Raw genomic sequence first — 21,492 nt, 5'->3', positions numbered from 1 at the left:
GTTTAGTAGAGCGAAGAGAATAATAAAAAACCGACTCATCTGGAGTCGGTTTTTTTATGCCTGAAATTCACGTTAGATGAATAATACCAATCGGTATGGCTTAGCTGAAGCGAATCAAATGTTGAAGGTAGTGACTGAGTTATGATTATTCTTCGTCAAACGCTTCGAACTCGATACCCATCTCTGTCATCAGCTTTTTCACTTCGGCTGGGATATCGTCTGGGCGGTCTTTACGTAGGTCTTCATCTGTTGGTAGAGGCTGACCAGTATATGCATGCAGAAAGGCTTCACACAGTAGCTCACTGTTTGTTGCATGGCGCAGGTTGTTAATCTGGCGGCGGGTACGCTCGTCAGTTAGAACTTTCAGTACCTTTAGAGGGATAGAAACTGTAATTTTCTTTACTTGTTCGCTTTTCTTTCCATGCTCAGCATATGGGCTTATGTATTCACCATTCCAGTCGGCCATTGCGTACCTTCATCACTTTAGTTGTTAGATTAATTTAATAGGGGGGATTTTAGCGGGATTTACCGCCATAAGCAAAGACATATAGACGTCTAGAAGTGTTGACGTCTCATTCTTATGAAAGTAAAGTGAATAACATATATCTAACACAGCCGCCAAACCCCGACAAGCTGCTGTGATTCTCAGACGCCAAAACCTGTAAGGAAACACCTATGAGCAGCCGGAAACCAGCAACCATCGCCGTACGTACTGGTATCGAGTCAGACACTCAACATCATGCCGTTGTTCCACCTATTTATCTGTCGACTAACTACGGTTTTCCCGCTTTTGGTGAAGTGCCTAAGTATGATTACACTCGCTCAGGCAATCCAAACCGTGGCTTATTGGAGACTGCCCTGTTTGAATTGGAGTCGGGTAAGGGGGCAGTTGTGACCAACTGTGGTACTTCTGCATTGAACCTTTGGGTTTCCGCTTTCCTTGGTAGTGATGATCTGATCGTGGCACCACACGACTGCTACGGTGGTACTTACCGACTTTTCAATACTCGCTCACAAAAGGGTGACTTTAAGGTGCTGTTTGTCGATCAATCGGATCAATCCGCATTCGACGCAGCGATCGCACTCAAGCCTAAATTGATCTTGTTGGAAACGCCATCAAACCCACTGGTGCGTGTCGTCGACATTGCAGAAACCTGCCGTAAGGCGAAAGAGGTGGGAGCTCAGGTGGCGGTGGATAATACCTTCTTGACTCCTGTGTTCCAAAAGCCTCTAGAGCTGGGTGCTGACTTCGTTATCCACTCAACGACTAAATACATCAATGGACACTCAGATGTGATCGGCGGCGTAGTGATTACTAAGACCGAAGAGCATGCTGAAGAGCTGGCTTGGTGGGGGAACTGCATTGGTGCTACGGGGACACCATTTGACAGCTACATGACGCTACGTGGTATTCGCACACTAGGTGCGCGTATGCGTGTGCATGAAGAGAGCTCTCGTGAGATTCTAACGGCGCTACAGAAACAACCTTTGGTTGATACCATTTATCACCCCAGCCTGCCTGAGCATCCAGGTCATGAGATTGCTAAGAAGCAGCAGTCCGGTTTTGGGTCTATGCTGAGCTTTGAATTTGCTGGTTCTTTCGAGGCACTTAAGCTCTTTGTTGGTGAGCTAGAGCTGTTTTCATTGGCAGAGTCTTTGGGTGGTGTTGAGAGCTTGATCTGTCACCCCGCTTCAATGACACACCGCGCAATGGGCGAAGAAGCTTTAGCGGAAGCGGGTGTTTCTCATCAGCTTCTGAGACTCTCAGTCGGCCTTGAAGATGCAGAAGACTTGATTGCGGATCTTGAACAAGCCTTTGCTAAAGCGCAGCAGTTCATCGATAACGGGGAGAACAAGTAATGGCTAACTTTCGCCAATTGCATAAATTTGGTGGTAGCAGCTTGGCAAACCCTGAGTGCTATCAGCGTGTAGTCAGTATTCTCAAAGAGTACTCTAGCGAAACAGACTTGGTAGTGGTGTCTGCGGCAGGCAAAACCACGAACCGATTGATCGAATTTTTAGAGGCGCTGGATAAAGATGGACGTTTGGCTCATGAGTGTCTGCAATCTCTGCGTCAGTTCCAACTCGAGTTGGTTTCAGAACTATTAGAGGGCGAAGTAGCAGAGCAGTTAACCACAACTCTACAACGAGAGTTTACGGCTTTAGGTGAATTAACCGCGCCATTAAATGAGGCACAAAAAGCGGCTGTGCTAGGTCATGGTGAAGTGTGGTCGTCTCGCTTACTAGCGGCGCTTTTATGTCAGAGTGATCTCCAAGCTGTAGCGCAAGATGCACGAGATTTTCTGCGTGCCGAAGCGGGTGCTCAGCCAGAGGTGGATCGCGCTCGTTCATACGCATTGATTAAAGAGTCTCTTGCGCAACACGCTCATTGCCGTGTCGTGATTACCGGCTTTATGGCGCAAAACAGCGCGGGTGAAACGGTGCTTTTAGGTCGTAATGGTTCGGATTACTCAGCGACGGTGATTGGTGCACTAGCGGAAGTCGATCGCGTGACGATTTGGAGTGATGTGGCCGGTGTGTATAGTGCTGACCCGAGATTGGTCTCTGATGCTTGTTTGCTGCCCTTGCTACGTCTTGATGAAGCAAGCGAGCTAGCACGTTTGGCAGCGCCAGTGCTACACAGCCGAACCCTGCAGCCTGTTGCTCAGAGCGCAATGGATCTTAGCCTACGTTGTAGCTACCAGCCGGAATCGGGTTCAACACAGATTGAGCGCGTCTTAGCATCGGGTCGCGGCGCTAAGATCATCACCTCTCTGGACGATGTACTACTGATTCAGCTTACCTTTGGTCACGGCCATGACTTTGAGCGCCTTGAGAGTGAGGTGCTTGAGGGACTTAAGCGTGCTCAGCTTGAGCCACTAGCTTACGAGCTGCAAGCGGATAAACATTGTCTGCGTCTTGCTTATACTGAAGAGATCGCGGGTGGAGCGCTTGAATATCTTCAAGACCACGCGATTGAAGCGGAAATCAAACTCAGAGAGGGTTACTCACTGGTTGCTGCGGTAGGTGCTGGTGTCACTAAGAACCCGAACCACTGTTACGGTTTCTACCAACAACTTAAGAGCGTACCGGTTGAGTTTATCTCAGAATCTCAATCTCGTTTGAGCTTAGTGGCTGTCATTCGTAAGTCGGAAACGGAAACCTTAGTGAAAGGCATTCACTCTCAGCTGTTCCAAGCTCAGAAGCGTGTTGCGATTGCTTTGTGTGGCAAAGGTAACATCGGCTCAAGCTGGCTATCACTGTTTGCTGAGCAAAAGAGTGAGTTAGAAAAGCGCCGTGGCATGAACTTTGAGTTGGTTGCGGTGGTAGGCAGTCAAACTTATTGGTATGACGAACAAGGTATCGATGCTCGCACAGTTGTGGATCGCTTTAATGACGAGGCGGTAGAGTATAAGGATGGTGAGTGGTTAACCAAGTTAGGTTCAATCCAAGGTTACGATGAAGTTGTGGTACTGGATGTGACGGCGAGCAAAGTGTTAGCTGACAAGTATTTGGATATCGCTCAACAAGGCATTCACCTAATCTCGGCTAACAAAGTCGCAGGTTCTGCATCGAGTGAGTATTACCATAAGGTACAAGATGCGTTCGCTAAGATCAGTCGCCATTGGTTGTACAACGCGACCGTGGGAGCTGGCTTACCAATTAACCATACAGTGCGCGACTTGCGTGAGAGTGGTGATGACATCATTGCCCTGTCAGGCATCTTCTCAGGCACTCTATCTTGGCTGTTCCAACAATTTGATGGCTCAGTACCATTCAGTGAGTTGGTGGACTTAGCGTGGCAACAAGGTTTAACAGAACCCGATCCTCGCTCAGATCTTGATGGTTCAGATGTGATGCGTAAGTTGGTTATTCTGGCGCGTGAATCAGGTTTGGATATTGAACCTGAGAACGTCAAAGTGGAATCTCTCGTCCCTCAAGAGCTACAGGACCTCTCTCTCGATGACTTCTTTGATAAAGCATCGATATTAAGTGAAGAGTTGGCTGAGCGTTTAGAGAAGGCTCAGTCTCAGCACAAAGTACTGCGTTATGTTGCACGCCTTGAGAAGAACGGTAAGGCAACGGTGGGGGTTGAAGCGCTATCGAAAGAGCACGCCCTTGCAAACTTGCTACCATGTGACAACATCTTTGCGATTGAGAGTAAATGGTACAAAGATAATCCATTGGTGATTCGTGGTCCTGGCGCTGGACGTGAGGTAACGGCCGGTGCGATTCAGTCCGATTTGAACAGAATGTCGAGCTTGTTCTAAAACTCAGATCGATGGTTTGAAAGCGTAAATAGCATACTATTCACTAAGATAAATAAGGCTGAAAGCACAATGTGTTTTTCAGCCTTTTTTGTACGTTATTATTGGTTTGCGACCCACTTATCGACTTGAAGATTACTCACGATCAACTTGAGAATAATTCATAATGGATCTGTTGACATTAAATCGTATTCAATACATTCTGTGGACATATAGACGTCTAAACGTCGGTTTGAAGGTTTGAGATTTTGGTGGTTGAGTTGGCCACAGGGAGAGTAAGATGGGATATACACACGCAAGTCACATAGACGCTTTGAATCAGAACATTGCTGAGCTTTCTGACAACATTAATGTGTCATTTGAGTTTTTTCCGCCAAGTAATGAGAAGATGGAAGAGACACTGTGGAACTCTGTACACCGTCTGAAAACACTACAACCTAAGTTTGTATCGGTAACTTATGGTGCGAACTCTGGTGAGCGAGATCGTACTCACTCAATCATCAAAGAGATCAAAGATCAGACTGGCCTTGTTGCAGCACCACACCTAACGTGTATTGATGCGAGCCGTGAAGAGTTGATTCAGATCGCTGACGATTACTGGGCGAATGGAATTCAAAGTATCGTTGCACTGCGTGGCGATATTCCTCCAGGTGGCGGTGCGCCAGAGATGTATGCGTCAGATCTTGTTAAACTGCTTAAAGCTCGCCATGACTTCGATATCTCAGTGGCTGCTTTCCCTGAAGTACACCCAGAAGCGAAGAGCGCACAAGCTGATCTACTCAACCTAAAACGCAAAGTAGACGCTGGCGCCAACCGTGCCATTACTCAGTTCTTTTTTGATGTAGAGAGCTACCTACGTTTTCGTGACCGTTGTGTTGCTGCTGGTATTGAGGCTGAAATTGTGCCGGGTATTCTACCGGTATCTAATTTTAAACAAGCGTCTCGCTTTGCGGCGATGAATAATGTCAAAGTACCGGGTTGGATGGCAAAACAGTTTGAAGGCTTAGACGATGACCCAACAACGCGTCAACTGGTAGGTGCGAGTCAAGCGATTGATATGGTGAGAACGCTAAGCCGTGAAGGTGTCAAAGATTTCCACTTCTATACACTGAACCGTGCTGAGATGACTTACGCACTTTGCCACACTCTAGGTGTACGCCCTCAAGTTGCTTAAACCCTGCTTAGCTGATACAAAAAAGGCTTGAATACTCAGTATTCAAGCCTTTTACTTATCTAGCCTCTGGTGACATCACCAGGGTCGGACTTATGCTAGCGTTTCAAGCTCTAGTAGAACTTCTTCAGCCCACATGATCCACGCTTCACGAATCAGCAGGTTGCGACGCAGTGTGAGTCGCTCTAGACGCGCTTGCTTATCTAGTGTTGATGGCGTTGCGTAGTAAGCCGCTTCGATCTCTTTGTAATGAGAAACCAGCTTGCGTGACTCTTCAACTAATTCAGAAAGTTGTACTTGGTATGCAGCTGAGGGTTGTACAGCACAAGCCATCAGTTTTGCTGAGAACTCATCACGTACAGTTGGGTGTGCTGTTGGTTGTTCGAACCATTCTCCAAGAGCACGACGGCCGGCGTCTGTGATTGAGTAAACTTTACGGTCAGGCTTGCCTTCTTGAGGCTCGAGTACGCAAGTTACTTGCTCGTTTTGAGCCATTTTGTTGAGCTCGCGGTAAACTTGTTGGTGGCTAGCTTTCCAGAAGTATCCAATGCTTGCTGAGAATTCTTTAGTGATATCGTAACCAGTAGCATCGCGTGTACTTAAAACGGTTAGAATTACGTGTGGTAATGACATGTCTTCAATCCAAATGGTCAATAAACAGTAAACAAAAACTTAAACATCAAGTGTGCTTCTTGCGGCACGATATATTGGGTTATGTTTAAGTTGCACCAACACTCTTTGTTGTTGGTTGTGTCACCTTATAAAGCCGTTTATCACCTAGTCGGACTAGATTGCCTAGTCCAGTGCTGCGAAATATTTTGATTGGAGTGTTTTCGCAGCGGGGAAGTAGTATATCTAAATAATAAGCATAAAGTAGAATACATGGACAAAATAACCCAAAAAACTGATAAAAGACTCAATAGTGTTTCTTGGGTGAAATAAAAAGGTCGCCAAGGGCGACCTTTTGTGCTTATTTTAGAATATTATCCTGCCTAACCGGTATTGCGCATGCCAGCTGCAATGCCAGCTATGGTCACCATAAGCGCTTCTTCTAGCTCTGCTGGTGGCGTTTCACTCTGACGAGTACGGTATAGTAGCTCAGCTTGAAGCATGTTCAATGGCTCAACGTAGATGTTACGTAAGCGGATAGACTCTTGGCCCCAAGGGTCGCTCTGCATTAGGTTTTCGTTGTTCTCTACATTTAGCACGGTTTTAATATCTTTTTGTAGCTGTTCGCGAAGTTTCTCACCTAATGGCAATAGCTCTTCGTCTACTAAACGTTGGTCGTAGTACTTAGCGATCTCTATATTACACTTCGAGTAAACCATCTCAAGCATACCCAGGCGAGTCGAGAAGAATGGCCACTCGCGACACATCTCCTCAAGTAGGGCTTGATGGCCTTGATCGACCGAGTATTGAATCGCTTCTCCGGCACCCAACCACGCAGGTAGTACGAGGCGGTTTTGGCTCCAAGAGAAAATCCAAGGAATAGCACGTAAACTCTCTACGCCACCGTTTGGATTACGCTTCGCTGGACGAGAGCCTAGAGGCAGTTTACCAAGCTCTAGCTCAGGGGTTGCCTGGCGGAAGTAAGGAACGAATTTCTCTTCGCCACGAACCACTTTGCGGTAGGCTTCACAAGAAACTTGTGAGAGTACTTCCATCAGATCGCGCCACTCTTGTTTTGGCTCTGGTGGTGGAAGCAGGTTCGCTTCTAAGATCGCGCTTGCGTATAGGTTGAAGCTGTTCACTGCGACATCTGGTAAGCCAAGCTTAAAGCGGATCATCTCGCCTTGCTCAGTAACACGTAAGCCGCCTTTCAAGCTCTTTGGTGGTTGAGAAAGTAGTGCTGCGTGTGCAGGCGCGCCACCACGACCCACTGTACCGCCACGACCGTGGAATAGAGTTAGCTCAATGCCTTCCTCTTCACACGCTTTGACAAGCTTATCCATTGCATCGTATTGCGCCCAACCTGCAGACATCACGCCAGCATCTTTTGCTGAGTCCGAGTAACCGATCATGACCATTTGGTGGTTCTGGATAAAGCCACGATATAGGTCGATGCTCATTAGCTGCTTCATTACCGCTTCAGAGTTGTTCAAGTCGTCTAGCGTTTCGAACAATGGACATACATCCATGCGGTACGGACAGCCTGATTCTTGAAGTAGTAGGTGAACCGCAAGTACGTCTGACGCCGTGCGAGCCATTGAGATAACGTAAGCACCAAAGGCTTCACGAGGTTGTGCAGCAATGACCTTACAGGTATCTAAAACTTCTTTAACGGGCTCAGATGGCTCCCAATCACGCGGAAGTAGTGGGCGCTTAGAGCTTAGCTCGTTGGTTAGGAAAGCAATCTTGTCTTGCTCGCTCCATTGGTCGTAGTCACCGATACCTAGGTAGCGAGTGAGCTCAGAAAGAACGTCTGAGTGACGTGTGCTCTCTTGGCGGATATCAAGACGAACTAGGTGTACACCAAAGGCTTTGATACGACGTAGTGTATCCAAGAGTGAACCGTCTGCGATGACGCCCATGCCACACTCATGCAGCGATTGGTAACATGCGTAAAGCGGTGTCCACAGTTGGTCGATATTCTGTAGCGTGGTTTTCTTCGGTACTTCGGCGTCGTGCAGTTTCGCGTCCAGTACTTCAAGCGTATCCGTAAGTAGCGTACGTAAGCTCTTCAGGATCGCGCGGTAGGCTTCGTGCTCGTCACCAGCCAATTCGCGTACTGTGTCGTTGCACTTCGTCATCGACAGTTCAGTGATCAGCTCGTTGATGTCACCTAGGTAAAGATCAGCGGCTTTCCAGCGAGATAGGCGCAGCACTTCTTTAGTGACTGAGTGTGTGACAAACGGGTTACCGTCGCGGTCACCGCCCATCCAAGATGAGAAGTGAACCGGGCGAGCATCGATAGGTAGGCCTTCACCAAGGAAACTTTTTAGGCGACCATCCATTTCACGTAGGAAATCTGGTACGGCTTCCCATAGTGAATTTTCAACGACGGCAAAGCCCCATTTCGCTTCATCAAGCGGAGTTGGGCGTTGTTGGCGAATCACGTCTGAGTGCCAGCCTTGAGCGATCAGTTGCTCTAGACGACGTTCAGTTTTCACGCGCTCTTTGTTTGATAGATCGCTCAGCTCAAGCTTTGATAGACACTCGTTGATCTTAACCAGCTTGTTGATCATGGTGCGACGAGTGATTTCAGTTGGGTGAGCGGTCAGTACTAACTCGATATTTAGGTCGCGAACGGCTTGAGCAGCATCGAGTTTGCTGATGTCATTTTGGTTTAGCTTAGAGAACAGAGATTGAAGTACGTCTGGTTCACACACGTGTTCTTCACAGTGGCGAGAAATGGTGTGGTATTGCTCCGCCATGTTGGTGAGGTTTAGAAATTGGTTGAAAGCACGAGCGACAGGGGTGAGTTGCTCGTTCGGTAAATTTTTGATCTCTTCAACTAGGCTGTCGCGGTCAGCTTGGTTGCCTGCTCGAGCTGACTTGGAAAGTTTACGGATAGTTTCCACTTTCTCTAGGATTACGTCGCCATGCGCGTCTTGAATAGTGTTACCTAGCAAGCGTCCTAGCATGCTCACGTTACTCTTGAGAGCGGCGTATTTCTCGTTCATTGTCATCCTGCCTCGTAAAAAAATTACATCCATTGTTCCTTGTTAGATACACAATCTAGCGAAAACTGCTGTATCTAGTCAAATAAAGCATCCTAAGTTTGCAATTATTGGTTATATAAATTGGGAAGTTAGAAATTTTCTTTTCTGAGAGAACGAAGGTGAAAGTTAATTACAAATTTACGATGTACCTATCAAAACAGTACAAAAGCGACCTCGAGAGGTCGCTTTTGTTCGATAGCACGAGCGATATTGAGTTATCGCGCAAGAACTAGAAACAATATTTATGGATCGATTTACTTAAGATGTTGATGGTTGGATCGATGAAATCGAAGCTTAAAAATTCATCCGGCTGGTGCGCTTGATCAATCGAACCCGGCCCTAGCACCAGTGTTGGACATAGTTGTTGTAAGAAAGGCGCTTCAGTACAGTAGTTCACGGTTTGTGACTCGGTTTCACATACCGACTCCATGCCACCAATAAATGGATGATCATGCTGACACTCATATCCAGGAATCGGTTCGTGTAGCGGAGTGATCTCAATTCTGCCCGGCCATTTAGCTTCGACCTCTTTAAGCGCAGCGCGCAGCATATTGTCTAGACCATCCAAACTAATGCCCGGAAGAGGGCGCACATCGTAGTGCAGTTCACAACAACCACAAATGCGGTTGGCGCTGTCTCCGCCGTGGATGTGACCAAGGTTGAGTGTTGGGCTAGGAATCGCGAAGCCTGGGTGGTGGTACTCTTTGATGAGCTTATCGCGTAGCTGCATCAGAGCAAACAGCACTTCATGCATAATCTCAATGGCATTCACGCCTAATGCCGGGTCTGAAGAGTGACCTGATTTACCGGTGACTCGTACCGCATTCGCCACATGACCTTTATGACCACGAATCGGTACTAGGCTGGTTGGTTCACCAATGATGCAGTAATCAGGCTTAAATGAGGCATTGTCGGTAAAGTGACGAGCACCGAGCATGGTGGTCTCTTCATCACAAGTTGCCAGCACGTAGAGAGGCTTAGTCTGCTTACTCCAGTCAATTTTCTTTACTGCTTCATAAATAAAAGCGAAGAAGCCTTTCATATCGGCTGTGCCTAAACCGTAGAAACGGTTGTTGTGTTCTGTCAGTGCATGAGGGTTAAAGTTCCAGCGCCCTTCATCAAACGGAACCGTGTCGCTGTGGCCTGCGAGCAGTAAGCCACCTTCACCAGAGCCCATCTTTGCCACCATATTATGCTTGCCGGGCTCGACCTCGACGACCTCAACACTAAAGCCTAAGTCTTTAAACCATTGAGCCATCTTCTCAATGACCTTCTCATTACCGTGATCCCAACTCGGATCGGTTGAGCTGATAGAATCGGTGGAAATTAGGCCCTGGTAGACCTCAAGAAAACTGGGTAATTGCATAATATCTTCACTTCTACTATTGACAGAAAAACCATAAGACGGTAAAACACATATTAAATCATATTTAGTGAATAAAAAATCAAATAAAACCAAAAATTAAGTATGATTAGTCAAATTTGAACTGTAACTTACCTCAAGAATGGATGTGTGAGAATGTTGAAAACCACGATCATTGGCGCAAGCGGCTACACAGGAGCAGAACTGGCTCTGATGGTAAACAGACACCCTGAGTTAACGCTATCAGGTTTGTTTGTCTCCGCCAACAGTGTAGATGCGGGTAAACCGATTTCTAGCCTGCACGGAAAATTGGCAGGTCTAATCGATATGCCAGTCGAGCCATTAGTCGACCCAGTTAGTGTAGCGAAAGAGGCGGATGTGGTTTTCCTAGCGACAGCACACGAGGTTAGTCATGACCTTGCGCCGATTTTTCTAGAGAACGGTTGCCAAGTTTTCGACTTATCAGGCGCGTTCAGAGTTAAGGGTGAAAACTTCTATCAAGATTTTTACGGCTTTGAGCATCAGCATGAGCAGTGGCTAGATAGCGCTGCCTATGGACTGGCTGAGTGGAATGAAGCTGAAATTAAAGAAGCACAATTAGTTGCTGTCGCAGGTTGTTACCCAACAGCTTCTCAACTGGCAATTAAGCCTTTGGTAGAAAGCAAGCTGCTAGATGAGAACCAATGGCCTGTGATTAACGCAACCAGTGGTGTCAGTGGCGCAGGTCGCAAGGCAAGCATGGTCAATAGCTTCTGTGAAGTGAGCTTGCAGCCTTACGGTGTATTCAATCACCGTCACCAACCTGAAATTGCAGCGCACTTGGGTTGCGATGTTATTTTTACGCCGCACCTAGGAAACTTTAAGCGTGGCATTTTAGCGACCATCACCATGAAGTTGGCAGATGGCGTGACTGAAGAGCAAGTACAGCAGGCGTTTGCTACTGCTTACCAAGATAAGCCGGCAGTGAGATTGCTCGAAGAGACACTGCCAAGAATTCAAGACGTTGAACATACTCCTTTCTGTGATTTGGGATGGAAGGTTCAGGGTCAACACATCATCGTTGTTTCAGCGATTGATAACTTATTGAAGGGTGCATCTAGCCAAGCGATGCAGTGTTTAAATTTACGGTATGGCTTTGCGCCATTAACTGCGCTAGTGTAAGGAATTCTCTAATGAGCCAAAATAATCAACCATTAATCATAAAGTTAGGTGGCGCTGCACTGTCTTGTAGCGAAACGTTGAGCAAGCTTTTCGGGGCAATTTCACAATACAAACAGCAAGCGCAACGACCTATCGTCATCGTTCATGGCGGTGGCTACCTGGTTGATGAGCTGATGGGCAAGCTCAATCTAGAGACCGTAAAAAAGCAGGGCCTACGTGTGACGCCTTATGAGCAGATTCCTGTGATTGCTGGCGCACTAGCAGGAACAGCAAATAAGCTTCTTCAAGGCCAAGCGATCAAAGATGGTCTCAATGCTGTAGGTCTAAGCCTTGCTGATGGCGGCCTATGTCAGGTAAGCGAGTTAGATCCTGAATTGGGTGCAGTAGGTAAAGCAGCTCCGGGTAATTCTCAGGTTCTGCAAGCCATCCTTGATACGGGCGCACTACCAATCATCAGCTCGATCGGTCTGACAGACCAAGGGCAACTAATGAACGTCAATGCAGACCAAGCCGCTGTTGCTGTCGCAGGGGCATTGGATGCAGAGCTAGTACTGCTATCAGATGTGAGCGGCGTTCTTGATGGAAAAGGTCACCTTATTCCAACCCTAAGCCAACAACAAGCGGATGAGCTAATTGAAGGCAAAGTCATCACCGATGGCATGATCGTTAAAGTACAAGCGGCACTTGAAGCAGCCAATGACCTTGGCCGTCCGATTGAAGTCGCGACCTGGCGCTACCCAGATAAGCTAGCACAACTATTTTCAGGTAAGAGCATCGGTACTCAGTTTTTACCTCAGTAACATGTTTTTATCTCAGTAGCTTCTGAACTCAGAAAGTGAAGTGAAAGAATTAATTAAGTCGAATGGATAAACCCCGAGGAGCTGACCGCCAAAGTGCAGGCCCGGGAATTTAGGAGAAACTCAAATGAGCAAGGTTAAAGTTAATAAAGTTGTTGTAGCCTATTCTGGCGGTCTAGATACTTCGGTAATCATTCCGTGGTTAAAAGAGAACTACGATTGTGAGGTTGTGGCGTTCGTGGCCGATGTTGGTCAAGGTGCAGAAGAGCTGGAAGGCATTGAAGAGAAAGCGAAAGCGTCTGGTGCTTCTGAGTGTTACATTGCAGACCTTAAAGAAGAGATGGTTGCAGACTACATCTTCCCAACGCTAAAAACAGGTGCGTACTACGAAGGCAAATACCTACTAGGCACATCAATGGCTCGTCCAATCATTGCTAAAGCGCAGGTAGAAGTCGCACGCAAAGTAGGTGCTGACGCGCTATGTCACGGCTGTACAGGTAAAGGTAACGACCAAGTTCGTTTCGAAGGTGCATTCGCTGCACTAGCACCAGACCTACACGTAATTGCACCATGGCGTGAGTGGGATCTTGTGAGCCGTGAAGAGTGTTTAGATTACCTAGCAGAGCGCAACATCCCTTGTACTGCTTCTCTAACTAAGATCTACTCGCGTGACGCGAACGCTTGGCACATCTCTACAGAGGGTGGTGTACTTGAAAATACATGGAATGCGCCAAACGAAGATTGCTGGGCGTGGACGGTAGATCCAGAGCAAGCACCAAACGAATCTGAAACAGTAACGCTGAAAGTTGAAAAGGGTGAAGTGGTCGCAGTAGACGGCGAAGCAATGACGCCATACAACGCACTGGTTTACCTAAATGAAAAAGGCGCGAAGCACGGTGTTGGTCGTATCGATATCGTAGAGAACCGTCTTGTAGGTATGAAGTCTCGTGGTTGTTACGAAACTCCAGGGGGCACGATCATCATGGAAGCACTGCGTGCGGTTGAACAACTAGTGCTAGACAAGGCAGCATTTGAATTCCGTGAAGAGCTAGGTGTTAAAGCTTCTCATCTTGTATACGATGGTCGTTGGTTCACTCCGCTATGTAAGTCAATCCTAGCGGCAACAGAAGAGCTTGCACAAGACGTAAATGGTGAAGTGGTTGTTAAGCTGTACAAAGGTCAGGCAACGGTGACTCAGAAGCGTTCTGACAACAGCCTTTACTCAGAAGAGTTTGCAACCTTTGGTGAAGATGAAGTATACGATCAAAGCCATGCTGAAGGCTTTATCCGCCTTTACTCTCTATCAAGCCGTATCCGTGCTCTAAACAGCCAAAAGTAACGAATACAGTTACTTAAGATACCAGAAGTTGTTCAAAGCCCACTCGCTATTGGTTTAGCGAGTGGGCTTTTTGTTGAATGATTGAGCATCGGTTTTTACGTTTGGATGGAATATAATCGCATCTTATGGCTATTAGTCGCATTGTTACGGTAACGAAAAATCGTTTCATCCGTTATGTTTGAATAAATATGTAAAAATAATGAATTTATACTTTATTTTTAATCTAATTTGCCGTAAGTTTAAACCATTAGAAAAAGACTGAATTTTTATCAGACTTATTATTTGCAAAATACAGTGAGCACTGGGCAATTAGGAGATACGCAATGGCACTATGGGGCGGGAGATTTACCCAAGCAGCAGATACACGGTTTAAAGATTTTAACGATTCACTTCGTTTTGACTACCGCTTGGCTGAGCAAGACATTGTGGGCTCTATTGCCTGGTCAAAAGCTCTACTGTCAGTCAACGTTCTAACTGCAGAAGAGCAGCAAAAGCTTGAGCTAGCGCTGAATGAGCTGAAGTTAGAGGTGATGGAAGATCCTGAGCAAATCCTACGCTCGGATGCAGAAGATATTCATAGCTGGGTTGAGCAGCAACTGATCGGTAAAGTTGGTGACCTTGGTAAGAAGCTGCACACTGGCCGTTCTCGTAACGACCAAGTGGCGACTGACCTCAAACTTTGGTGTCGTCAGCAAGGCCAACAACTGTTGATTGCGCTTGATCGCCTTCAAAGCCAAATGGTGAATGTGGCAGCTCAGCATCAAGGGACCGTGCTACCGGGATACACCCACCTGCAACGTGCACAGCCTGTCACCTTCGCTCACTGGTGTCTGGCATACGTTGAGATGTTCGAACGTGATTATTCGCGTTTGAATGATGCAATCAAGCGTCTTGATACTTGTCCTCTAGGTTCTGGTGCGCTTGCGGGTACTGCATACCCAATGGACCGTGAAGCGCTGGCGCATAACTTAGGTTTCCGTCGTGCAACACGTAACTCTCTAGATTCAGTCTCTGACCGTGACCATGTGATGGAGCTGATGTCGATTGCTTCTATCTCTATGCTTCATTTGTCACGTCTTGCTGAAGATATGATTTTCTACAACTCTGGTGAATCAAACTTCATTGAGTTAGCCGATACCGTGACATCAGGCTCATCTCTGATGCCGCAGAAGAAAAACCCAGATGCACTAGAGCTTATCCGTGGCAAAACCGGCCGTGTATACGGCTCACTTGCTGGCATGATGATGACGGTGAAAGCTCTACCTTTGGCTTACAACAAAGACATGCAGGAAGATAAAGAGGGTCTGTTTGATGCTCTAGATACCTGGAACGACTGCATGGAAATGGCGGCGCTTTGTTTTGACGGCATTAAGGTTAACGGTGAGCGTACACTAGAAGCGGCGAAGCAAGGTTACGCAAACTCAACAGAGTTGGCTGATTACTTAGTAGCGAAGGGCATTCCTTTCCGTGAAGCGCACCATATCGTCGGTGTAACCGTGGTTGCAGCGATAGCTAAAGGTTGTGCTCTGGAAGAGTTGTCTATCGCAGAGTTGAAAGAGTTCTCAGAGGTGATTGAAGAAGATGTGTACGATATTCTGACCATTGAATCGTGTCTTGAGAAACGTAGTGCTCTGGGGGGCGTATCACCGAAACAGGTGGCTTACGCGGTCGATCAAGCTGAGAAGCGTCTCGCGCAGCGTGATACCTCGATTGTTAAGGTGCGTCCTGCACGTTTGACCGATGTTGAAGCGCTAGAAGGCATGGTGGCTTACTGGGCGAACCTGGGTGAAAACCTACCACGCTCACGCAATGAACTCGTGCGCGATATTGGCTCATTTGCGGTGGCGGAACATCATGGTGAAGTGACAGGTTGCGCATCGCTTTATGTTTATGACTCTGGTCTAGCGGAGATTCGCTCTCTGGGCGTCGAAGCGGGTTGGCAAGGTCAGGGACAAGGTTCCGCGATTGTTCAACACCTTGTAGAGAAAGCGCGCCAAATGGCAATCAAGAAAGTCTTTGTTCTGACACGTACTCCAGAGTTCTTTATGAAGCATGACTTCTTGCCAACATCGAAGTCGCTATTGCCAGAAAAAGTACTTAAAGATTGTGACCAGTGTCCTCGTCAACATGCTTGTGATGAAGTTGCATTGGAAGTAAATCTAGTCGAACAAGTGATTGCTAAGACAAACGTTGCATAACGTGTTGATTTTAAAGTTCTTAGAAAAAGATAAAAAAAGATCGTTTTTCTGGGAACAAATTAAGGGAAGCACGGTCTATTAAAGTACCACTGCTTTTTCTTAGAATTTTCTAAGAAAGCCCTGAAACCGATTGGCTTCAGGGCTTTTTTTATGCCTGTGATTTGCCCTGCGCTATTTTCTAATTATTGGTTTATTTGGATTAGTATCGACTCTGTTTATCTTGTTGACGATCTTTCTCGCTTGCTTCTTCTCGGTAAGATCAACCACTTCATGATCCAATGGATCATCAGTAAACCACTAAAAGCGCTAGCGGCCATTAAAAGTGCAATTGCATTTATGCTCTTAGGTTGGTCTGAGAAAAACAGCCACCAAGCTCCCCAACTCAGAAGCGATAACACCATAAGTTGGTTCATGCAGTGCTGACATCGTCCGAGCTTATCGCGGATTTTTTCGCTTTTATTGCAATGCTTACATGTCATCTTGGGTTGAATTCGCGTTATGCTAATGGTCTTTGATAATAACACGTCACCCTATGGTTAATCACGGTGACACCGAGAGAGAAAGTGATGATTGAACGTCAAGAAACCAAACAACGTATGAGCCGTATCGTAAAGCACAACGGTACGATTTACCTATGTGGTCAAGTGTGTGCAGACGCAACTCAAGGTATTAAAGAGCAAACTCAAACTATGTTAGACAAGGTTGAGACTCTGCTTGAGCAAGCGGGCAGTGACAAAGAGCACATGCTGTCAGCAACGATCTACCTAAAAACAATGGACGACTTCCAAGAGATGAACGCAGTATGGGACGCATGGGTTCCAGAAGGTCACGCACCAGCTCGTGCTTGTGTAACGGCTGATATGGCTCGTGAAGCGCTATTGGTTGAGATCTCTGTGATTGCCGCAGAGAAGAACAGCAGCTGCTAATCTTGCAAGTCACACAAGAGACTCCAGAGATCTATCCTCTATTCTGAATGACGAGTGATAGGTTAAGCTAACCCACAAGTGAGTGGGTTAGCTGGCGGGTCATGATTAACCTAGGAAAGCTTCTAGCTCTTCGCTACCACCGATGTGCTTACCACCGATGAATACTTGAGGAACCGTAGAGCGACCAGAGATAGCACGTAGGCTGACTGTTGTTGCATCTTTACCGAGTACTACTTCTTCGTAGTTTAAACCCTTGTCGATAAGGTTCTGTTTTGCTTTCATGCAGAATGGGCAGCCTGGCTTTGTGAATACAGTGATTGACTGTTGTTCTTTGTGCTCTGGCGCAATGTAGTTCAACATAGTGTCCGCATCAGAAACCTTGAACGGGTCGCCTGGTACGTCTTCTTCGATGAACATCTTCTCTACCACGCCGTTTTTAACCAGCATGCTGTAGCGCCATGAACGTTTACCAAAACCAATGTCGTTCTTCTCAACCAGCATGCCCATACCGTCTGTGAAGTCACCGTTGCCGTCCGGGATGAAGGTGATGTTTTCCGCTTCTTGGTCTGCTTTCCAAGCGTTCATTACGAAAGTGTCATTGACTGATACACATAGAATGTCATCAACGCCATGTTCTTTAAACACCGAGTAAAGCTCGTTGTATCGAGGCAAGTGGCTTGAAGAGCAGGTTGGTGTAAACGCACCCGGTAAGCTGAATACGATAACCGTTTTGTCTTTGAATAGCTCTTCTGTTGTAACGTTTACCCAGGCATCACCTTGACGAGTAGGGAATGTTACTTGAGGAATTGATTGACCTTCTTTAGATGCAAACATAATGGTTTCCTTAGAGATTATTTTTAATTTGGTTCGTATAAAGCTTAACGCTTTTCTGCGTTCAGTTTCGTTTTGTTAAGCTCATTATTGGATAAATTCTTTGATAGTTCTAATCGTTTGATGTTATGGTTTTGATAGGTGTTTTCTATTGAAGTTCTACTTTAGAGAAAATGTGTTCTTAACACTCTAGGTAAGAGACCAATCATGAACATTCGTGACTTTGAATACTTGGTGGCTTTAGCCGAGCATAAACATTTTCGAAAAGCCGCAGAGGCGTGCTTTGTCAGTCAGCCTACTTTGAGCGGCCAGATCCGTAAGCTTGAAGAGGAGATCGGATTACAACTGACTGAACGTAGCCCAAGGAAGGTGATTTTTACTGAGTCTGGCTTACAGTTAGTGGAGCAGGCGAAGCGTATCTTGAATGAGGTGAAGACCTTTAAAGATATGGCGAGTGGTCATGGTGATGCGATGACAGGGCCTATGCACATCGGCTTCATTCCGACGGTAGGTCCATACATTTTGCCTAAAATAGTTCCTCACTTGAAAGAGCAGTTTCCAGAGCTCGAGTTGTTTCTTCATGAAGCACAAACTCACCAACTTGTGAGCCAATTAGAAGATGGTAAGCTCGATTGTCTGGTGTTAGCTGCAGTCGATGAAACCGCTGCTTTTAAAGAGATCGATGTTTACGATGAACCATTGAGTGTTGCGGTTCCATGTGATCATGAATGGGCGGAACAAGATAGCGTAGATATGCTTCAGCTTAATGGAAAAACCGTGCTCGCACTAGGTGATGGCCACTGTCTGCGTGACCAAGCATTGGGTTTCTGTTTCGCAGCAGGCGCAAGAGACGATGAGCGCTTTAAAGCGACGAGCTTAGAGACTCTACGTAACATGGTAGCGGCAGGTGCTGGAATCACACTGCTGCCTGAACTTTCGTTGCCAGCAGAGAAGAAAAAGGATGGGGTGTGTTACGTACCAGCAGTCAACCCAACGCCTTCTCGTCGCATTGTTGTGGCATACCGACCGGGATCACCACTACGAGGTCGATTCGAACAGCTCGCAGAAGCCATTCGCTCACAACTGGCAAAATAGAATGTGAGAGCTTTAAAACCAAAGATAAATAAAAAGAGGGCTGATATTTAAGTATCAGCCCTCTTTCATTACTTGCTTACAGCTGGTTTAAAACAGCTCTTCTTCCGCTTCACCCGATAATGAGTAGATATTCTCATTAAAACGTTCTCTGATGTACTCGGTAGGTTCGGTGCCTTTTACGAAGTACTCAAACATCGAAGAGCTATCTGACTTGTTCGTTAGGAGACCAGTATCTCTATCGATACGCACACGCACAATATCTTCTGGGATATCTTTACGATGTTCTGGCACATCTTTCAGGGCTAAGTCCATAAAATCGACCCAAGCTGGCTGAGCCGTTTTAGCGCCGGCTTCTGCCCCCGTGATTTGGTTCTTATCTAGGTTGCTGTTGTTTTTTGTGCGACCTAAGTTGCGGTTGTGGTTATCAAAACCGACCCAAACCGTTGCTACAACGCCCGGACCATAACCGCTATACCAGGTATCTTTGGAGTCATTGGTGGTACCGGTTTTGCCACCGATATCGCGACGTTTTAACGGTTGAGCACGCCAACCCGTACCGTTCCAACCCGTACCTTCACGCCAGTTACCGCCACCCCAGATATTGCTGTACATCATTTCACGAACGAGGAATGCAGTTTGTTCCGAGATGACTTGCGGCGCATATTGCGTTTCTGTATCAACATCTTGCTCAGCGAACTCATCAGCGATTGGGTCTGCTTCCACGTTCGCTTCACAGTCTTGGTGACATACCACTTTTGGTGATGCTTCAAACTCTACATCACCAAACGGGCTTTCAACACGACTGATATAGAAAGGTTCAACGTAGTAACCGCCATTGGCAAATACCGAGTAACCCTGTGCTACCTTCATTGGAGTTAAGCTACCAGCACCCAATGCGATGGTTTCAGAACGAGGTACCTCATCAATATCAAAACCAAAGCGAGTTAAGTAGTTACGTGTGTCATCTAAGCCCACTTCACGCAGTACACGTACCGCCATTACGTTTTTCGATTGTGCCAAACCAATGCGAAGACGCGTTGGTCCCACATAGGTTGGTGGAGAGTTCTTTGGACGCCACGCGGTGCCTTGGCTCTTATCCCATTGGTTGATCGGTGCGTCGTTAATCAACGATGCGAGCGTTAAGCCTTTGTCGATGGCTGCTGAGTAGATGAAAGGCTTGATACCTGAACCTACTTGACGAATTGATTGGGTTGCACGGTTAAACTTGCTATGGACAAAGTTAAAACCACCCACCATAGACAGCACAGCGCCATTGTCTGGGTTCATTGCAACAAACGCGGTGTTTGCATTTGGTACTTGGCTTAAGCGCCAGTAAGTCGGTGCAATATCTGCTGTTTCGCTGGTTTCTTCACCCTCTTCAGTGGTTGCTTCTTTGCCTGAGATGGTTTCGCTGCGCACCCAGATTTGCTCACCAACAGCCAAGATCTCTTGTGCACTTGATGGAGCAGGTCCTTGGCGGTTATCTGTTAGGAATTTGCGCGCCCAGTTCATGCCTTGCCATTCAATTACACCTTCACCTTGGTTCTTAACCCAAACGTGTGCGCTTTGAGTATCCACTTTGGTGACGACCGCTGGCGTTAGATCACCATAGGTTGGTTGAGACTTTAGGTGTTTAACGATCTGCGCTTGATCCCAAGCTGCTTGTTCGGTTTGCCACAACACTTTTTCAGCACCACGATAGCCGTGTCGCTCGTCATAGTTAAGAAGGTTCGTGATAGCGGCGCGGTTTGCCGCATCTTGCAAGGTTGAGTCAACGGTCGTGTAGACCTTCATGCCCGATGTATAAGCGTCCTCACCGTAGTGCTCAACCATCCAAGCACGAGCGACTTCTGCGACATAAGGTGCACTCAATTCAATCTCTGCACCGTGGTATTTTGATACTAGCTCTTCTGCGCGCGCTTCATCGTACTCTTCTTGAGTGATGTATTTCTCATCCAGCATTCGACTTAGAACCACATTGCGGCGATTGGTCGCACGCTCTAGTGAGTAGATAGGGTTCATCGTTGATGGAGCTTTTGGCATACCAGCCAACGTTGCGATTTCACTTAGAGTCAAATCCTGAAGATCTTTACCAAAGTAAACACGAGCAGCTGCACCGAAGCCATAAGAGCGGTGACCTAAGAAGATCTTGTTTACGTACAGCTCCATGATCTCTTCTTTGCTTAATAGTTGTTCAATGTGGATCGCAATGAAGATCTCTTTAATCTTACGCATGATCTTTTTCTCGTTAGATAAAAAGAAGTTACGCGCAAGCTGCTGGGTAATAGTACTCGCCCCTTGCTTTGCTGAACCTGACATAGCAACAACAATTGCGGCACGAGTGATGCCAATTGGGTCGATGCCTGGGTGGTCGTAGAAGCGGCTATCTTCGGTAGCGATAAGTGCTTCAACTAGGTGACGGGGAATTTCGTCGTAGCTGACAGGGTTACGTCGCTTTTCACCAAATTGAGAGATCAATTTGCCGTCTTGACTGAAGACTTGCATTGGCGTTTGAAGCTCAACATCACGTAGCGTCGCGACGTCTGGCAATTCTGGTTTTACGTAGTAATAAAAACCAAAAATTGTACTGACTCCAAGAATCATGCAAACCAATGTAAATATGAATAATCGCTTTATGAACTTCACCGGATAATCCCTGATTAGTTAAGGCTGATAAGCAG

General features: G+C 46.7%; 16 protein-coding genes. 9 read left to right on the top strand and 7 right to left on the bottom strand.

The genetic code is table 11. The features are described 5' to 3' along the window. Positions 1 to 145: 145 nt before the first annotated feature. Positions 146 to 466 (bottom strand): met regulon transcriptional regulator MetJ, encoded by a 321-nt coding sequence (gene metJ / locus AC6I7V_RS12735; RefSeq protein ID WP_004415993.1) that lies wholly within the window; start codon positions 464 to 466, stop codon positions 146 to 148. A gap of 209 nt (positions 467 to 675) precedes the next feature. On the opposite strand from metJ, the gene AC6I7V_RS12730 reads away from it, so the two are divergent. The 3 genes from AC6I7V_RS12730 (at position 676) to metF (ending at position 5,442) form a co-directional block, all read left to right on the top strand. Further along, positions 676 to 1,860, top strand: coding sequence for an O-succinylhomoserine (thiol)-lyase (locus AC6I7V_RS12730; protein ID WP_498010984.1), 1,185 nt, complete (start codon positions 676 to 678; stop codon positions 1,858 to 1,860). Next, positions 1,860 to 4,271: a bifunctional aspartate kinase/homoserine dehydrogenase II gene (locus tag AC6I7V_RS12725; protein WP_255229738.1), complete on the top strand. Its 2,412-nt coding sequence runs from the start codon at positions 1,860 to 1,862 to the stop codon at positions 4,269 to 4,271. The genes AC6I7V_RS12730 and AC6I7V_RS12725 overlap by 1 nt, the downstream gene beginning before the upstream one ends. 277 nt (positions 4,272 to 4,548) lie before the next feature. After that, positions 4,549 to 5,442 (top strand): methylenetetrahydrofolate reductase, encoded by an 894-nt coding sequence (gene metF / locus AC6I7V_RS12720; RefSeq protein WP_261882191.1) that lies wholly within the window; start codon positions 4,549 to 4,551, stop codon positions 5,440 to 5,442. A 90-nt stretch (positions 5,443 to 5,532) separates the two neighbouring features. Here metF and AC6I7V_RS12715 read toward each other — a convergent pair whose 3' ends face one another. From AC6I7V_RS12715 to argE, 3 genes are all read right to left on the bottom strand, one after another. Then, a complete protein-coding gene (locus AC6I7V_RS12715) occupies positions 5,533 to 6,072 on the bottom strand; it encodes a PadR family transcriptional regulator (RefSeq protein WP_032549984.1) in 540 nt (179 codons plus the stop codon). Between the two features lie 359 nt (positions 6,073 to 6,431). Continuing rightward, positions 6,432 to 9,068: a phosphoenolpyruvate carboxylase gene (gene ppc, locus AC6I7V_RS12710; protein ID WP_498010983.1), complete on the bottom strand. Its 2,637-nt coding sequence runs from the start codon at positions 9,066 to 9,068 to the stop codon at positions 6,432 to 6,434. Between the two features lie 262 nt (positions 9,069 to 9,330). After that, positions 9,331 to 10,467, bottom strand: a complete 1,137-nt coding sequence (gene argE, locus AC6I7V_RS12705) for an acetylornithine deacetylase (RefSeq protein WP_498010982.1) — start codon at positions 10,465 to 10,467, stop codon at positions 9,331 to 9,333. Positions 10,468 to 10,620: 153 nt separating this feature from the next. Here argE and argC point away from each other — a divergent pair, with 153 nt between their 5' ends. From argC to argH, 4 genes are all read left to right on the top strand, one after another. Further along, positions 10,621 to 11,625 carry an N-acetyl-gamma-glutamyl-phosphate reductase gene (argC, locus tag AC6I7V_RS12700; protein WP_390520806.1) on the top strand — a complete coding sequence of 335 codons (1,005 nt, stop codon included), beginning with the start codon at positions 10,621 to 10,623 and terminating at the stop codon, positions 11,623 to 11,625. Between the two features lie 11 nt (positions 11,626 to 11,636). Further along, a complete protein-coding gene (gene argB, locus AC6I7V_RS12695; protein WP_498010981.1) occupies positions 11,637 to 12,425 on the top strand; it encodes an acetylglutamate kinase in 789 nt (262 codons plus the stop codon). A gap of 124 nt (positions 12,426 to 12,549) precedes the next feature. Then, entirely contained in the window at positions 12,550 to 13,761 is a 1,212-nt protein-coding gene (locus tag AC6I7V_RS12690) for an argininosuccinate synthase (protein ID WP_255229744.1), read from the top strand. A gap of 323 nt (positions 13,762 to 14,084) precedes the next feature. Next, a complete protein-coding gene (argH, locus tag AC6I7V_RS12685) occupies positions 14,085 to 15,959 on the top strand; it encodes an argininosuccinate lyase (RefSeq protein ID WP_255229745.1) in 1,875 nt (624 codons plus the stop codon). A gap of 215 nt (positions 15,960 to 16,174) precedes the next feature. Here argH and AC6I7V_RS12680 read toward each other — a convergent pair whose 3' ends face one another. Then, a complete protein-coding gene (locus AC6I7V_RS12680; RefSeq protein ID WP_498010980.1) occupies positions 16,175 to 16,438 on the bottom strand; it encodes a DUF3624 domain-containing protein in 264 nt (87 codons plus the stop codon). Between the two features lie 87 nt (positions 16,439 to 16,525). On the opposite strand from AC6I7V_RS12680, the gene AC6I7V_RS12675 reads away from it, so the two are divergent. Further along, positions 16,526 to 16,885, top strand: a complete 360-nt coding sequence (locus AC6I7V_RS12675) for a RidA family protein (RefSeq protein WP_255231788.1) — start codon at positions 16,526 to 16,528, stop codon at positions 16,883 to 16,885. Between the two features lie 105 nt (positions 16,886 to 16,990). On the opposite strand, the gene AC6I7V_RS12670 is transcribed toward AC6I7V_RS12675, so the two are convergent. Beyond that, positions 16,991 to 17,719 (bottom strand): glutathione peroxidase, encoded by a 729-nt coding sequence (locus tag AC6I7V_RS12670; RefSeq protein WP_498010979.1) that lies wholly within the window; start codon positions 17,717 to 17,719, stop codon positions 16,991 to 16,993. Positions 17,720 to 17,923: 204 nt separating this feature from the next. Here AC6I7V_RS12670 and oxyR point away from each other — a divergent pair, with 204 nt between their 5' ends. Then, complete coding sequence (gene oxyR / locus AC6I7V_RS12665) at positions 17,924 to 18,811, top strand: DNA-binding transcriptional regulator OxyR (RefSeq protein WP_255229749.1); 888 nt, start codon at positions 17,924 to 17,926, stop codon at positions 18,809 to 18,811. An 87-nt stretch (positions 18,812 to 18,898) separates the two neighbouring features. On the opposite strand, the gene AC6I7V_RS12660 is transcribed toward oxyR, so the two are convergent. Then, entirely contained in the window at positions 18,899 to 21,457 is a 2,559-nt protein-coding gene (locus AC6I7V_RS12660; protein WP_498010978.1) for a penicillin-binding protein 1A, read from the bottom strand. Positions 21,458 to 21,492: the final 35 nt, after the last annotated feature.

The sequence above is a fragment of the Vibrio sp. KUL70 genome, assembly GCF_059725515.1.
The sequence above is the reverse complement of the archived record's forward strand: the minus strand, read 5'-3'. Positions and strand labels throughout refer to the sequence as shown.